Source organism: Aestuariimicrobium kwangyangense DSM 21549 (assembly GCF_000421525.1).
GTDB classification, from domain to species: domain Bacteria; phylum Actinomycetota; class Actinomycetes; order Propionibacteriales; family Propionibacteriaceae; genus Aestuariimicrobium; species Aestuariimicrobium kwangyangense.
The window spans coordinates 128,730-143,623 of sequence record NZ_ATXE01000004.1; the positions used below are offsets into that span (position 1 = coordinate 128,730).

Sequence of the window (14,894 nt, forward strand, 5' to 3'; positions counted from 1 at the left end):
GAATTCGAGATCCTCGACGTCCATGCACATCGCCCGACTCGCCCCGATCAGGCGTTGGCGGACTGCACCCTCGCGCGCCGCTCGCAGAAGTCGACCTGTTCGAGCACGATCCGCCGCAGCGCCGCCGGGGCCTCGGCCCCCTCACCCGCGAGCCAGGCCCGACCCCGATCGGCGGTCTCGGCCGGGCGGGCGGTCGGGAACAGGCCGCGCACCAGACGCTGTGCGATCTCGATCGAGTGATCGGCCCAGATGGCGGTGGCCCTGGCGAACAGGTCGCCCACGGCCCCATCGGTGGCCTCCTCGCGCAGGGGGGTCCGCAGTCCGGCGATGACGGCATCGACGTGGTCGTTCGACAGGGCCCCGGGCGTGAGCAGTCCGTCGACGAGGGCCCGTGGGTCGGCCTCGGGACTGGACGCCAACACCTGACGGAGCCGAGTCCGTCCGTCCATGGAGTTGTCACGGACGAGTTCCTCCTCGGCGACCCCGGTCGTCTCGGAACCGGTGGCGACCAGGGCCGACACCAGCGACCAACGCAGGTCCTGCCCCACCTCCAGCGCCGGGACCACCACCTGCGGCACCTTGAGCAGGTCGCGCACGTCGTCGACCACCTCGGGGTCGGCAACCGTGGCCGCTGCCACGGCGAACGCACGCGCCAGGAGCAGCCGCTGGTCGTCGGAGATCGCATCGGAGCCGAGCAGGGAGCGCACCGCCGACACCCACTCGCGGCGGGCGGTGGGCACCCGGTCGGGATGCTCGAAGGACTCGATGGCCGACTGGGCCTGGCTGAGCAGGGAACCCAGGGTGGCGGCATCGTCCTCGGCGGCAGCATGGGTGGTGACAGCCCGCAGGTAGTCACGCACCAGCAGGTCACCGTCGCGGGTCATCGACCACAGTTGCGACCAGAGCAACGCCCTGGCCAGCGGATCGTCCACGTGCCCCACGTGGTCGACGGCAGCTCTCGCCGATCGCTCGTCCAGGCGCACCTTCGCGTAGGTCCAGTCGCCGTCATTGACGAGCACCAGTGCCGGCAGGAGTTGGCCCGAGGCGGCTTCGACCACGGCCCCTTCACCTGCCAGTTCCACCTCGATCGGCGCACCTCGGCGCACCAGACGGGGCTCGCCCCCGCCTTCGGACTCGACCAGGTCGTACAGGCCCACGGCGATCACGTGGGGACGGTGAACCCGCTGCCCACTGATGGCGTCGAGGGAGGTCTGCTCGATGCGAAGTTCGGCCATGGTCCCGTCGTCAGCGGTCGTGACCCGGGCCGCCAGCTCGTCGGGGCCGGCCGTCTCGAGCCACGCCTTCGTCCACGGCCCCAGGTCTCGACCGGACGACCGCTCGAGTTCGACCAGCAGATCGGCCAGGCTGGTCGACCCGTAGGCGTGGGCGGCGAAATAGCTGCGGGCGCCTGCGAAGAACGGCTGCAGCCCGACGTAGTGGACAAGTTGCTTGAGCACCGAGGCGCCCTTGGCGTAGGTGATCCCGTCGAAGTTCTGCCTGGCGGCCTCGACGTCGGGGATGTCCGCGACGATCGGGTGGGTGGTCGGCAACTGGTCCTGGCTGTAGGCCCACGCCTTGCGGCGCCCCGCGAAACCCACCCACGCCTCGGCGAACGCGTCGATCGCGATGCTGGCGTGGGTGCCCATGAACTCCGCGAACGACTCCTTGAGCCACAGGTCGTCCCACCAGCGCGGGGTGACCAGATCGCCGAACCACATGTGGCTCATCTCGTGCAGCAGCGTGTTGCACCGCCCGGCGTACTGCGACCGGGTGGCCGCCTCGCGGAAGAGGTACTGCTCGGTGAAGGTCACGCAGCCGGGGTTCTCCATGGCTCCGAGGTTGTACTCGGGCACGAAGATCTGGTCGTACTTCCCCCACGGATAGGGGTACCCGAACTCGCGGTTGAAGAACTCCAGCCCGCGCTTGGTCAGGTCGAACAGCACCTCGGCGTCGAGGTGCTTGGCACGGTCGGGACGACAGGCCAGGCCCAGGTCGACCGTGAGGGAGCCGTCCTCGGAGGTCCACTGGTCACTGACCCGGTGGTAGGGGCCCGCCATCACGGCGGACAGGTAGGTCGACAGCGGTGGCGTGGGGGCGAAGTGGTGCCAGCTCGTGCCCTCGACCGGACCCGGACCCGTGGCGACCTCGGGCTGGTTCGACCACACGAGCCAACCCTCGGGCGCCGCGATGTGGAAGGTGTGGTGCGCCTTCAGGTCGGGCTGGTCGAACTGCGCGTAGACCCGCCTCGAATCGGACGGCTCGTACTGGGTGTAGAGGTAGGTGTTGCCGTCGGCCGGGTCGGTGAACCGGTGCAAGCCCTGGCCCGAGGTCGAGTAGCGGCCTCGCCCGACGACGGTGACGGTGTTGATGGCCTCGGTCGACAGCTCGCCGAGCGCGACCCTGGCACCGTCGTAGGCGGCACTGGGCAGGTCGGCCCCGTTGACGACCACCCGCTGCACCTGGCCGTCGAGGAAGTCGAGGAAGGTGGTGGGTGCCGACGACGTGAAGGTGATGGTGGTCGTGGTGTCGAACCACGCATTCCCCGGCTCCTCGGCCCCGGTGACGTCGAGGGTGACGTCGTAGGTGTCGACGGTGAGGGCCGCGGTGCGGGAGCGCGCCTCGGCGCGGGTGAGGTTCGCTGTGGTCACGGTTCGATCCAAGCACAGCCCACTGCGCATCCGTTGACAGCCCCGGGGGCGGGCGGTTGGGTGGAGTGGTGACAGCCACCCCCTCCGCTCAACCTCTCGGGCCGACGAGCCGATTCGTGCTGACGAAAGCCTCGGTGGCCGACGGCCTCGGCAACCCGCTCGAGCTCCGTGACGTCGCGGTGGCCGACGGTCTCGTGGTGCCCCTCGAGCAGACGGACGACACCTGGCCCCGGGTCGACCTCTCGGGCCTGGTGCTCGCCCCCGGGTTCGTCGACATCCACACCCATTCCGACCTCACGCTGTTGTCGAGCCCGCTGGCCCATTCGGCCGTCAGACAGGGGGTGACCACCCAGGTGGTCGGCAACTGCGGGCTCGGGATGAGCCCCCAGTCAGCGGTGACCAGCCACGACGACCTGCGCGGTGTGAACTCCTATCTCGACCACGACCCCACCGTGGACACCCACTGGCAACGGCTGGCCGACGAACTGCAGGCCTGGCGCGCGGCCCGGACCTCGATCAACGTGGCGACGCTCGCGGCGCACATCCCGCTGCACGCCGCCACCGCCGGTCTGGCCGACCAGCCCGCTGATGCCGGCCAGGTCGAGGCGATGGCCGGACTCGCCCACCAGGCCATCGACGACGGCGCGGTCGGGCTCTCAACGGGTCTCGTGTACAGCCCGCTCTGTTTCGCGCTCGAGGACGAACTGCTGGCCCTGGGTCGGGTCGCCGCCGATCGTGGGGTGGTGTTCGCCTGGCACATCCGCGACTACATCGACGACCTGTTGCCGAGTCTGGAGCAGGCGCTGCGGGTGGCCAGGCTGACCGGTTGCCGCCTGCAGATCAGCCACCTGCAGGTGGTGGGTCGCCGCAACTGGTCGGCGTTCGGCGCTGCCATCGCCATGATCGACGAGGCCCGCGTCGCCGGGCTCGACGTTGCCTTCGACATGTATCCCTACCTGGCCGGCAATTCCATGCTCACCCAGGTGCTGCCGAGTTGGGTCCAGTCGGGAGGCGACGTGGGGGTGCGCAGGGCGCTGGTGCGCGCCGACTCGCGCGCCCGGGTGCGTGCGGAACTGCTGAGCGAGCCCGGCATGGCCTTCGGCTGGGACGAGGTCCTGATCGCGTCCGCACCCGACCCGTCCGTCGTGGGACGCACCGTCGACTGGATCGCCACCGACCGCGGACGAGAACCCGTCGACGCCGCCCTCGACCTGATCGCCGAGCACGGTACCGAGGTGCTGATGACCGCCTTCGGACGCTCCCCCGAGGTGCTGCGCGGCACGCTGGCGCACCCCGCCTGCATCGTGGCCTCCGACGGCCAGGCGATCGACCCGGACGGCCCGACCGGTCACCAGCAGCCTCATCCGCGCAGCTATGGCTGCTTCCCACACTTCCTCGCGGCATCATTCCTCGACGACCTGGGGTTGTCGCTGCCCGAGGCGATCCGACGCTGCACCTCGGCGCCGGCCGACCGGGTCGGCCTGGTCGACCGGGGCCGGATCGCCGCCGGGTTGCCTGCCGACCTGGTCGCCTTCGACCCACTGCTGATCGCCGATCGGGCCAGCTACACCGACCCGCAGGTCTTCCCCGCCGGCATCGAACGCGTGTGGGTCTCGGGGCAGGAGACGGTCCGTGGCGGCGAGCACCTGGGCACCCGGGCGGGAGCGGTGCTGACCCGCCCTGCCACCGACCGTCCGTAACAGGGCAGAACCGGTTCTGCTCCGATGCCACAGCCGATACCCTGAGCCGGAGACCTCAAGGAGCCTTCGATGATGAAGCTGTCACTGCCCGACTGGACCCTGCACCCCGCGCGACTCGCCAAGGGACCCCAGGGTGAGATCACGTTGCCCGACGAGATCCCGGCGACGGTGCCCGGGTCGGTGCACACCGACCTGCTGGCCGCCGACCTCATTCCCGACCCGATGGTCGGCCAGAACGAGCTGGGGCAGTTCTGGATCGGCGAGAGTGACTGGACCTATCGCAGCACCCTGCCCTCGTTCCCGCTCGACGCCGACGGCAACCCCCACGACCGGGTCGACCTCGTCTGTGACGGGCTCGACACCGTGGCCTCGCTCGCGGTGGGCGACCCCGCATCGGAGGGGGCAAGCCTTGGCCGGGTCGCCAACATGCACCGGCGCCACCGGTTCGACGTGACCGGCCACGAGGGCGAGGTCTTGTCGATCGCCTTCGAGTCGCCCGTGCGCGCCGCCAACCGGATGGCCCAACAGTTGCGCCCGCGCCACCACGACTACCCGCACCCGTACAACGCGATCCGCAAGATGGCCTGCAGCTTCGGCTGGGACTGGGGCATCGCCACGGCGACGTCCGGCATCTGGCGCGACATCAGGCTGGAGGCCTGGTCCACCGCTCGTCTGGCGCGGGTGCTCACCGACGCCCGCCCCGTGGGTGACCCGTCTGCCCCGGGTCGGCAGGGATGCCCGGGTGAGGTCACCGTGCGGGTCCAGGTGGAACGCGCCGGTGACGACACCGACCTGCTGGTGCGGGCCACCGTCGGCGCATTCACCAGTGAGGCCACCATCCCGGCCGGACACAACGAAGCCAGCCTGACCGTCACCCTCGACGAGGTCGCCCTGTGGTGGCCCGTGGGCCACGGCGATCCCGCCCTGTACGACTCCACCATCACCCTGCACCGCGCCGACACCGGGTCGGACGCCCGACCGGATCGAGAACTAGATCGGGACGAGCGCCGGCTCGGCTTCCGCACCGCCGAGTGGCGCATCACCCCTGATGAGCACGGCATCGGCATGGCCTTGCACGTCAACGGCCGACTGGTCGAGGTGCGGGGGGTCAACTGGATTCCCGACGACCCATTCCCGCACCGCACCACCCGCGGCCAACTGGCCGCCCAGTTCGGGCACGCCCTGGCGGCGAACCTCAACCTCGTCCGCATCTGGGGTGGTGGCGTCTACGAGTCCGAGGACTTCTACGACCTGGCCGACGAGTTGGGGCTGCTGGTCTGGCAGGACTTCACCTTCGCCTGCGCCGCCTACGCCGAGGAGGAGCCGCTGTTCTCGTCGATCATCGCCGAGGCCCGCGACAACGTCGCCCGGTTGGGCCACCGGGCCAGCCTGGTGCTGTTCAACGGCAACAACGAGAACCTGGAGGGAGCCCAGGACTGGGGCTGGTCGTCGACCCTTGACGGTCACACCTGGGGTGAGCGCTACTACTACACCGAGTTCCCCGCCATCGTCGCTGAACTCGCGCCCACCGTCGGCTACCTGCCGGGTTCGCCGTGGACCCCCAGCGGGGACGGGATCTCGTCCGACCTGAGCCTCTCCCCCAACGAACCCACCCGTGGCTCGATGCACTCCTGGGCCACCTGGAACCGCCTGCCGGCCACGGAGTACCGCCGCTTCCGCGCGCGGTTCGTCGCCGAGTACGGCTGGCAGGCACCCCCGGCCTGGACCACCATGCAGGTCTTCGACGACGAGATCACCCCCACCTCTCCTGGCACCTTCGTGCACCAGAAGGCGATGTCGGGCAACAACAACCTCACCCGTGGGCTGCTGCCGAACCTGGCGCTGCCGACGGACCTGGAGGCCTGGCACTGGGCGTTGCAGTGGAACCAGGCCGAGGCGATCCGGTTGGCCATCGGGTGGTTCCGTTCGCTGTACCCCATCTGCACGGGCAACATCGTGTGGCAGCTCAACGACTGCTGGCCGGTCATCTCCTGGTCCGCGGTCGACGGGCACGGACGGGCGAAGCCGCTCCTGCACGCCATGGCGCAGGCCAACTCCCCTCGCCTGCTCACCCTGCAGCCGATCGGCGGCACCGACCTCAGCCAAGGACTGCGCGCCACCCTCGTCAACGACACCGACAGTCCCGTCGAGGGGCCGCTGGTGGTGAGGCGTCTCTCGCTCTCGGGCGAGGTGCTGGACGACGCCGAGTACCCGCTGCGGGTCGAGGCCCGAGCCGCCGCCACGGTCGAACTGGGTCGTGCGTTCAGTGCGCCCTCGGAGGCATCCGCGTCGCGCGAGGGCGAGCACCCCGATCCTGCCAGCGACGAAATGCTGGTGGCCAGCATCGGACGACCGGACGACCGCGGGTACCTGCGCGCCCTGTGGTTCTTCGCCACCCCGCGGGCCAGCAACTTGCCCCGTGCCCGCTACCGCGTCGAGGTGGCGGCCGACGAGGTCGCCAGTCAGGTGATCGTCACCGCAGAGACACTGGTGCGAGACCTGACCCTGCTGGTCGACAAGGCCAACCCGACCGCCTCCGTCGACTCCGGAATGGTCACCCTGCTGCCCGGGGAGACCCACGCCTTCAAGGTGACGGGGGTGCTCGACACCGCTTCGGCCGAACGTGCGCTGGCCTGCCTGAACGACCTGGTCACCGATCCTCGTTGACCCCCGAACCACCCCGCCCGTACCAAACCCGAAGGTGTGACATGGCGACCCTGATGGCCCTGGACGCCGGCCAGTCCGGCATGCGTGCCTCGATCCGCGTCAACGGAACCGAGGTGCTGCAGACCGAGCACCGTGGCATGCTCACCGATCGCCCGGTGGTGCCCCAACTGGCTGCGGTCGCGCACGAGGCTGCTGCCCTCTGGGCAACGCCCGAATCGCCCATCGAGGTGATCGGGGTCGGGTCGACAGGTCTGGGCGCCGACGAGTCGGCCGAACAGTTCCTCGTCCAGGTCGCCGACCTCGGGGTGCGGCAGGTCAATCTGGCCCACGACTCGATCACCAGCTACCTGGGCGCGCTGGGGCACCGGCAGGGCGCGGTGACGGCGGCCGGCACGGGTGTCGTGACGCTGGCGGTCGGGCCGTCCGAGGTGTTGCGGGTCGACGGTTGGGGATACCTCATCGGTGACGCAGGGTCGGGCTTCTGGATCGGTCGGGCGGGGCTCGACGCGGTCATGCGCGCCTTCGACCGGCGGGGCCCCCAGACCTCCCTGACGGCTGTCGTGCTGGCCGACTTCCCCTCGCTGCCCGAGCTCTACCTCGACCTGCAACAGGACGAGGGCCGCGTGCGTCGCATCGCCTCGTACGCCCGCGTGGTCGCCGAGCACGCCGCCGCCAGTGACGCGGTGTCGCGGGAGATCGTGGTCCGGGCGGGTGCCGAGTTGGCGCACTCGGCCGTGTCGGGGCTGCGGGCGGTCGGTGTCGCCGCCGAGGATCCCGCCGTCAGCATGCTGGGCAATGTCTTCGGCTCGACGCTGGTGCGGGAGTCCTTCGTCCAGCACGTGCGCGCCCACTTGCCCCGGGCCGAGTTCCCTGCCCCCCGCGGCACGGGCCTCGACGGGGCTGCGCTGCTGGCCGAGGTCACCGCCGACGAAGCGCTGGCCAGCTCGATCCTGCGAGCGGGGGCTGGCACCGACCTGTCGTAGGGTCGAGAAGTGAGCGAGCGAGCCAAGTCCCCCGCAGCGACCGACCCCTTGGCGTACGCCGAGCAGCTGATGTCGCAGGCCCAGGCGATGTACGCCGACGCGCAGCGTCGCAGCGCCGCGTTGGCGGCACTGTCGGCCGAGGCCACCAGCGCCGCCGTGAGCGTGAAGGTCGGCCCCGGCGGACGACTGGTCGGATTCACCCTCGACCCGGACGAGCCCGTGCCCAGCCCAGCGCAGCTGTGCACGGCATTCCGCCAGGCCTACCACGAGGCGTGCGCCCTCATCACCCGCGCGCTCGCCCGGGACTCCGGTGGCCTCGACGCATCCATTGGCGAACTGGCCCCCACCCCCGAACAACCGACGATCGGGCGTCCGGTGGTCGGTTCCCTGCACGGCGTGGACGAGGGCGCTGCCGATGCGGGCAGCGAGGAGTCGTCATCAGGGGTACCCGGGCAGGTGCCCGTCGATCCGCCCGCGGGGCTGCCCGTCGACGACGATTTCGACCGGTTGCTCGCCACCTTGGACGAGGGTGAACCAGAGGACCTCTCGGCCTTCGTCAACGACCCCCTGTTCCAGCGGCTCGTGCCGACCAGTGACCCGGCCAGTTGGCAGCAGGAGCTCGAGCAGCAGGTGGCCGAGCTCACCGCGCACACCGCCGAGCTGACCGAGCTGGCCGCCACCATCGTCGGCGAGCACCGCGACAAGCTGGTGACCCTCGCGGTGTTCAACGGCGGCAAGGTCGATCGGGTGGTCTTCCATGCCCCGGCGGCAGATGCCACTCATGACGAACTCTCCCGGGCCGTGGTCGAGGGCTACCGGGCCGCCGCCGAGGACGCCCAGCAGCGGTTGCAGGTGGCGATCGCCGACTCGGGGTTGGCGGGGTCGTGGTCACCGGCGACCGATCCCGGTCTCTGGAGCGGGCGGGCCGGCCGCGATCGTCCCCGCTGGTGAACTGCCCGTTGCCTACGATGGACGCTCCACTGATCTCCGAAGGAGACCGCCATGCCTGACCTGAGCTTCTCCCTGCCCGAACTCGACCAGCACGTGCAGTCACTCGACGGTCTGGCGGCGCAGGTGCGGACCACGGTCAGTCAGGCCCAGACCCAACCCAGCCCGCTGATGTACGGCCTGATGATGGGTCCGGTGCTGGTGCCGGTGATGACGGGTGTGACGGCCGCAGCGGGCCGTTACCTCAACGGCGCTGCCCAGGCGATCGAGACCACCTCGCAGTCGATGCGCCAGACCGCCAGGCGGTATCGCGAGACCGAGCAGAAGAACGTGGACGCTGCCCGGCGCATCCTCGACTGAGTTCGGGCGGTGGCCTGTTCAGGCGGTGGCCTGTTCGGGCGGTGGGGGTCAGTTGATGCGCGGGGCCTCGCCCGGGTAGGGCTTGGCCGCCACCGCATGGCGTCGCTGCCAGTCGGCCAGCTCGGCGTCGAGCTCTGCCGAGGGTGACAGCCCGCGGACCGTCGTCAGTCCCGCATCCGTGGGCGGCCGGAGCGCTTGCTCCGCGTCGGCGGCGAACATCCACGACCCGGAGTTCATCGTCTGGGTGAGGCACTGGTGGCAGTAGTAGATCGCCCACGCCGAGGTCGGTGACTCCGTCGCGAAGATGAAGTGCTTGCGCCCGTTGCGCTCGGCGTCGGGCCCACGGGGGTCGAGCCCGCGCACCCAGGCCAGGTGCGAGTCGAGCGCGCCGAACAGGTCGTCGAAGGCGTTCATCAGTTGCTCCAAGGAGTGCTCTGCACGTGCCAGCGACCGGGATCGTCCAGGTCACCGGACGGGAACCCGCCTCGCTGCACGTAGATCTGTTCGCCGCCACCGGGAAGGTGGGTCGGGTTGAGGGGATCGTAACCGGTGGTGGGCTGGGCCCCCGCGGGTCCCACCCAGACATTGAGGTCCTGCGAGGGGGTGTAGGCGACCACCCCGTGGTTGCCGTTCCACTCGTTCAACACCGCGAGGTCGCCGCGCAGCACGTCGTCCGAAGCCGGGGGTTCACGCGTCCAGAACGAACCGGAGGGGTACTGGCCGTCACCGACCACGCGGTAACGGGTCTCACCCGCGGGCCACGTCTCGGGAGTGGGAGCTCCGTCGAAGGTGTTGAGGGCGCTCTGGTCGAGCGGGGGCCACCCGTCGGGGACGGGCACGTCGGCCGGCGTGACGGCGGTCGGCTGGGGGGCACCGGGCAGGGCCTGGGTCTCGGGGGTGGTGCCGTTGGGCTGCAGGTAGGGGTGGTCGGTCGCCGACAGGGGTTGGTCGGGACGAGTGCCCAGCGGCTCCGGGTCACCGAACGGCGGGTGCGGAGCCGGGTTGGGGGCGTCGGGGTCGTGGGTCCGTCGTCCCCCCGGAGGGGTGGTGCCGGCGGGCACGTCGAACCGGGCGGCCATGCGTGCGAAGGCGGCACCCGCCTGGTCGAACATGCGACTCAGCGGGCCGATCCTGGTGGTCAGGCGGGACAGCTTGGAGAAGACCTTGCTGATGCCCATCGAGATCTTGCCCATCACCATCGCCACCTTGCCGGAGGCCCAGGCGGTGTAGGCGCCGAGCGAGGCCCCGAACGAAGGGATGGCCGCCGCTGCGGCGATCACGGCGTTGGTGACGAGGCTGATCACCAGTTCCTTGACCAGGCCCCAGACGAGTTCGCGCAGGACGCCGACGATGGTGCCGGCGACCTGGACGGCGTTGCCCATGCTCTGGCACAGCTGGGCCGAGGAGGTGAAGGCCTTGTTGACGTTGACCTGCACCTTGATGAACGCCTCGTAGGCCTGCCCCGACCAGTGCTGCAGGTTGTTCTGCACGTCCTGCACCTGCTGCTGCGAGGCCAGGGTGAGCTGTTGGGCGGCAGCCTGCCACCGCTGGCTGTACTGCATGACCTCGCCGGGGTCGCCCAGCAGCAGGTCGAGCGGTTCCTTGACGAACGAGACGTTGGCGGCCACCCAGTCGAGCAGCGGGCCCAGGATCGCACCCACCAGGGCGCCGGCCGGGTCGAGGAAGGCGCCGAGGGCAGACATTCCCAGCCCCGCCACCGAGGTGGCGTCGTCGATGCCGAACTGGCCGTCGCTGAGCGCTGAGTAGGCGTCCATCGACTCCTGCAGCATGCGGTCTCCTCGTGTGGTCGGGGCGGGAGCGAGTCTAGGACGGGCGGGGGTCGCCACCCTCGGGACGGTGCTGCCGCTGCTGGGCCAGGATCACCACGGTGGCTCGACCAACCGCTGGTTTTCGAGGGTTGGTCGAGCCACGGTGGTGATCGTGGCGTCATCTTCGGCGGGCGCCGGGCTTGGCAACGGTTTTTGCGGCTCCCCCATTGGTTCTCCGGGGCCAAGAAGTGTTGTCCGGGTGTTGTCCGTCGCATCGGGGCGCCGTCCCCGCGGCACCGCAAGGTTCACCGTGATGGGCATGTCCTCCCATGCCTGGCACTTCGAGATCCAGCGGCTCCAGCCCAGCGGGGTGCTCACCCGTCGCGAACTGCACACTCTGGGCGCAACGGACCACGCGATCAAGCAGGCGGTGGTCACCGGTGCGTTGCGGCGGCTTCGTCCGGGATGGTTCGCCACGGCAGGTGCCGACCCCGCGGTGGTCCGGGCCGTCTCGAGCGGTGGCGTCCTGTCGTGCGTGTCGGCGCTGCGCCTCCATGGCATCTGGACGCCGCTGGATCGCACTCTCCACATCCGACGCTCGGAGCACCACAGGCGCAGGTGGAACAGCGGTGGACTGAAGGTGTGCAAGCCTTCGGGCCGACCGGGCTGGCCCAGACGGGCCCTTGACCCATGGCCAATCGCGGTCCGGTGCGCCGCCCACTGCTGCACCTCGGAGGAGTTCGTCGCCATCCTCGACAATGTTGTCCATCTCGGGCTCGCGGGATGGGACGACCTGGCCGACCTCCTGACCGACGAACCCGACCACGTCCGTGCACTGCTTCGGCGGTGCGCCCGCGCGGAGTCGGGCATCGAGTCACTGACGCGAGTGCGGCTGGTGGCTCTGGGACATCGAGTACGCAGTCAGGTCTTCATACCCGGGGTGGGTCGGATCGATCTGCTGGTGGGCGACTGCCTGGCCCTCGAGGTGGACGGGCGCGAGACCCATGCCACCCCCACGGGGCACAACAGCGATCGCCGCCGCGACAGGCGACTGGTGGCCCTCGGCTACACCCCGATGCGGCTGACGTGGGAGTCGGTCATGCTCGACTGGGACGAGGTCGTGCACGAGATCACCGCCGCCCTCAGGCTGGGCGTGCACCGTCGAGGTCCGGGACGAGTGAGCCGTCGTCGGCATCTGCCCCGATCAGCCTGATTTCGCCCAACGACCACGCCCGACGCCCGGCCTAGGAGCCCGGCCACGTCACGGCGACCTCCGATCACGCCAGGATCACCACGCGGGCTCGACCAACCGCCGGTTTCGGAGGGTTGGTCGAGCCACGGTGGTGATCCTGGCGGAGGTTCAGCGGGACGAGTCCGGAAGTGGCGTGAGACCACGCGGGGAAGCCAGCGAGCCCGATCCCGAGGGCAAGCGGACCAGGAGCGAGAGCCAGCGACGGTTCGCCGAGAGGGGGGTACCCAGCTGCGTCTGCACGCCGGGGGCACGGCGGCCCAGGGCTGTCGGGGGAACCGGGGGTCAGGCGGCGCGGGGGGCGTACATGATCACGGCCACCCCGACCAGACACACGATGGCACCGATCACGTCCCAGCGATCGGGACGGAACCCGTCGACGACCATCGCCCACAGCAGTGAGCCCGCCACGAAGACCCCGCCGTAGGCGGCCAGGATGCGTCCGAAGTGGGCGTCGGGCTGCAGGGTGGCCACGAACCCGTAGATGCCCAGGGCGATCACCCCGGCCCCGGCCCACAGCCAGCCCTTGTGCTCGCGCACTCCCTGCCAGACCAGCCAGGCCCCACCGATCTCGCAGATCGCCGCGGCCACGAACAGCAGCAGCGACTTCGCCGTGATCACCGGCGGCTCAGACGTGGGCGGCCAGGAAGCGCTGCACCGACGAGAAGAAGGGCCGCCCGTCCAGCGACGGTGAGGTCAACTCCTCCATGTTGTGCTCCGGGTGCGGCATCAGGCCGACCACGTTGCCGCGCTCGTTGGTGATGCCCGCGATGTCGTTGACCGAGCCGTTGGGGTTGTCGAGGTAGCGGAAGACGACCTGGTTGTTGCCCTCGAGTCGCTTCAGGGTCTCGGCATCGGCCTGGTAGTTGCCCTCGCCGTTCTTCAGCACGATGGTGATCTCCTGGCCGGACTCGAAGTCGCAGGTCCAGACGGTGTCGGCCGACTCCACGCGCAGGCGCTGGTCGCGGCAGATGAAGTGGCGCGATTCGTTGCGGATCATGGCCCCTGGCAGCAGATGGGTCTCGCAGAGCACCTGGAACCCGTTGCAGATGCCGAGCACCGGCATGCCGGCGTTGGCCGCGTCGATCACCGATCCCATGACGGGCGAGAACCGGGCGATGGCCCCGCACCTGAGGTAGTCGCCGTAGGAGAATCCACCGGGCAGGATGACGGCGTCGACACCCTCGAGCGAGTCCGACGCGTGCCACAGCGACACCGGCTCGGCACCCGACAGCCGCACGGCCCGGGAGGCGTCGTGGTCGTCCAGTGAACCGGGGAAGGTCACCACGCCGATGCGGGTGGCCATGCTCAGGCCTCCTCGACGCGCACGTCGAACTGCTCGATCACGGTGTTGGCGAGCAGCGTCTCGGCCGCTTGGCGCACCTCGTCGAGCCGGGCATCGGTGATCTCACCGTCGACCTCGATCTCGAAGCGCTTGCCCTGCCGAACGGTGAGCCCGGAGTGCCCCAGCCGTTGCAGCGCACCCGTCACCGCCTTGCCCTGGGGGTCGAGGATCTCGGGCTTGGGCATGACGTCCACCACGATCTTGGCCATGGGCGAGATCCTACCGGCTCCGGCGGGGACGAAGGCGCTCCCGGTGAGCCGCTGGTAGGCCTCGAGGTAGCGCTCCCGGGTGGCCGTCACCACGTCGTCGGGCAGCGGCGGCGGTGGCGCGTCAGAGCCCTTGTCCCAGCCCGATTCGCGGGTCAGCCAGTCGCGCAGGTACTGCTTGTCGAAGGACTCCAGGCTGCCCTCCTGCCAGGCGGTGGCGTCCCAGAACCGGGACGAGTCGGGGGTCAGCACCTCGTCGGCCAACACGATGGTGCCGTCGGGTCGGCGTCCGAACTCGACCTTGGTGTCGGCCAGGATGATGCCCCGCTCGCGGGCGATCTGCTCGGCGCGGGCGTAGATGGCCAGTGTCAGGGTGCGCAGCCGCTCAGCCGCCTCGGCACCGACGATGTCGACCATGCGCGCGAAGTCGATGTTCTCGTCGTGCTCGCCCAGTTCGGCCTTGGTGGCGGGGGTGAAGATCGGCTCCGGCAGCCGCGACCCGTCGTGCAGTCCCTCGGGCAGGTCGATACCGCAGACCGTGCGGGAGGCCTGGTACTCGGCCCAGCCCGAACCCGTCAGGTAGCCACGGGCGACGCACTCGACGGGGAACATCTCCAGCGCCTCGCAGATCACCGCCCGCCCTTCGACCACGGCAGGCACGTCGGTCGACAGCACATGGTTGTCGACCACCTCGTCCAGCTGGGCGAACCACCACTGCGACAACTGGGTGAGCACGGCACCCTTGTCGGGGATCGGCCGCGACAGCACGTGGTCGTAGGCGCTGACGGCATCGGTGGCGACCATCAGCAGACGGCCACGCCCGGATTCGTCCGCCGGCCATGCGTACAACCGCCGCACCTTGCCGGCGTGGATCTGGGGGACGTCGAGGGCGCCGAGGTCGGATTCGTCGAAGCTCACCCCCACACCCTACGGCCAGCGGTCATGCCCAACTGGTGGCGATCGGCGTCCGACCCCCAGACGTGGACGGCCCGAGCGTCCGTCGGTGGAATGATCGTGGG

12 protein-coding genes are annotated in these 14,894 nt (G+C 70.1%); 6 read left to right on the forward strand and 6 right to left on the reverse strand.

From position 1 onward, the window contains the following. Window positions 1-47 precede the first annotated feature (47 nt). Window positions 48-2,648: an aminopeptidase N gene (pepN, locus tag H507_RS0112575; RefSeq protein WP_022911051.1), complete on the reverse strand. Its 2,601-nt coding sequence runs from the start codon at window positions 2,646-2,648 to the stop codon at window positions 48-50. Between the two features lie 116 nt (window positions 2,649-2,764). On the opposite strand from pepN, the gene H507_RS0112580 reads away from it, so the two are divergent. The 5 genes from H507_RS0112580 (at window position 2,765) to H507_RS0112600 (ending at window position 9,306) form a co-directional block, all read left to right on the forward strand. Continuing rightward, the gene (locus H507_RS0112580) at window positions 2,765-4,348 is read left to right on the forward strand and encodes an N-acyl-D-amino-acid deacylase family protein (RefSeq protein WP_022911052.1); all 1,584 of its coding nucleotides are present in this window, start codon (window positions 2,765-2,767) and stop codon (window positions 4,346-4,348) included. A 69-nt stretch (window positions 4,349-4,417) separates the two neighbouring features. Continuing rightward, a complete protein-coding gene (locus H507_RS0112585; protein WP_022911053.1) occupies window positions 4,418-7,015 on the forward strand; it encodes a glycoside hydrolase family 2 protein in 2,598 nt (865 codons plus the stop codon). Between the two features lie 41 nt (window positions 7,016-7,056). Then, complete coding sequence (locus tag H507_RS16760) at window positions 7,057-7,998, forward strand: N-acetylglucosamine kinase (RefSeq protein WP_022911054.1); 942 nt, start codon at window positions 7,057-7,059, stop codon at window positions 7,996-7,998. A gap of 9 nt (window positions 7,999-8,007) precedes the next feature. After that, window positions 8,008-8,949, forward strand: coding sequence for a hypothetical protein (locus H507_RS0112595; RefSeq protein WP_022911055.1), 942 nt, complete (start codon window positions 8,008-8,010; stop codon window positions 8,947-8,949). Window positions 8,950-9,000: 51 nt separating this feature from the next. Then, window positions 9,001-9,306 (forward strand): hypothetical protein, encoded by a 306-nt coding sequence (locus tag H507_RS0112600; RefSeq protein ID WP_022911056.1) that lies wholly within the window; start codon window positions 9,001-9,003, stop codon window positions 9,304-9,306. A 48-nt stretch (window positions 9,307-9,354) separates the two neighbouring features. On the opposite strand, the gene H507_RS0112605 is transcribed toward H507_RS0112600, so the two are convergent. Both H507_RS0112605 and H507_RS0112610 read right to left on the reverse strand, forming a co-directional pair. Next, the gene (locus tag H507_RS0112605; protein ID WP_022911057.1) at window positions 9,355-9,720 is read right to left on the reverse strand and encodes a hypothetical protein; all 366 of its coding nucleotides are present in this window, start codon (window positions 9,718-9,720) and stop codon (window positions 9,355-9,357) included. Further along, window positions 9,720-11,096 carry a hypothetical protein gene (locus H507_RS0112610; RefSeq protein WP_022911058.1) on the reverse strand — a complete coding sequence of 459 codons (1,377 nt, stop codon included), beginning with the start codon at window positions 11,094-11,096 and terminating at the stop codon, window positions 9,720-9,722. Before H507_RS0112610 ends, H507_RS0112605 begins: the two co-directional genes overlap by 1 nt. Before the next feature lie 298 nt (window positions 11,097-11,394). Here H507_RS0112610 and H507_RS16765 point away from each other — a divergent pair, with 298 nt between their 5' ends. Further along, on the forward strand, window positions 11,395-12,288 hold the full coding sequence (locus H507_RS16765) for a DUF559 domain-containing protein (protein ID WP_169512714.1): 894 nt from the start codon (window positions 11,395-11,397) through the stop codon (window positions 12,286-12,288). Window positions 12,289-12,609: 321 nt separating this feature from the next. Here H507_RS16765 and H507_RS0112620 read toward each other — a convergent pair whose 3' ends face one another. The 3 genes from H507_RS0112620 to H507_RS0112630 are packed head-to-tail and all read right to left on the reverse strand — an operon-like array spanning window position 12,610 to window position 14,793. Continuing rightward, complete coding sequence (locus H507_RS0112620; RefSeq protein WP_022911060.1) at window positions 12,610-12,945, reverse strand: YnfA family protein; 336 nt, start codon at window positions 12,943-12,945, stop codon at window positions 12,610-12,612. Window positions 12,946-12,952: 7 nt separating this feature from the next. After that, window positions 12,953-13,630 (reverse strand): phosphoribosylformylglycinamidine synthase subunit PurQ, encoded by a 678-nt coding sequence (purQ, locus tag H507_RS0112625; protein WP_022911061.1) that lies wholly within the window; start codon window positions 13,628-13,630, stop codon window positions 12,953-12,955. 2 nt (window positions 13,631-13,632) lie between these two features. Beyond that, a complete protein-coding gene (locus H507_RS0112630; RefSeq protein ID WP_026378179.1) occupies window positions 13,633-14,793 on the reverse strand; it encodes a phosphoribosylaminoimidazolesuccinocarboxamide synthase in 1,161 nt (386 codons plus the stop codon). Window positions 14,794-14,894: the final 101 nt, after the last annotated feature.

What these genes read in the sequence shown, in the direction of transcription:
- H507_RS0112585 (WP_022911053.1), top strand. Translation starts at nt 4,418, where the DNA reads ATGATGAAGCTGTCACTGCCCGACTGGACCCTGCACCCCGCGCGACTC.
- H507_RS16760 (WP_022911054.1), top strand. Translation starts at nt 7,057, where the DNA reads ATGGCGACCCTGATGGCCCTGGACGCCGGCCAGTCCGGCATGCGTGCC.
- H507_RS0112600 (WP_022911056.1), top strand. Translation starts at nt 9,001, where the DNA reads ATGCCTGACCTGAGCTTCTCCCTGCCCGAACTCGACCAGCACGTGCAG.
- H507_RS0112605 (WP_022911057.1), bottom strand. Translation starts at nt 9,720, where the DNA reads ATGAACGCCTTCGACGACCTGTTCGGCGCGCTCGACTCGCACCTGGCC.
- H507_RS0112610 (WP_022911058.1), bottom strand. Translation starts at nt 11,096, where the DNA reads ATGCTGCAGGAGTCGATGGACGCCTACTCAGCGCTCAGCGACGGCCAG.
- H507_RS16765 (WP_169512714.1), top strand. Translation starts at nt 11,395, where the DNA reads ATGTCCTCCCATGCCTGGCACTTCGAGATCCAGCGGCTCCAGCCCAGC.
- purQ (WP_022911061.1), bottom strand. Translation starts at nt 13,630, where the DNA reads ATGGCCACCCGCATCGGCGTGGTGACCTTCCCCGGTTCACTGGACGAC.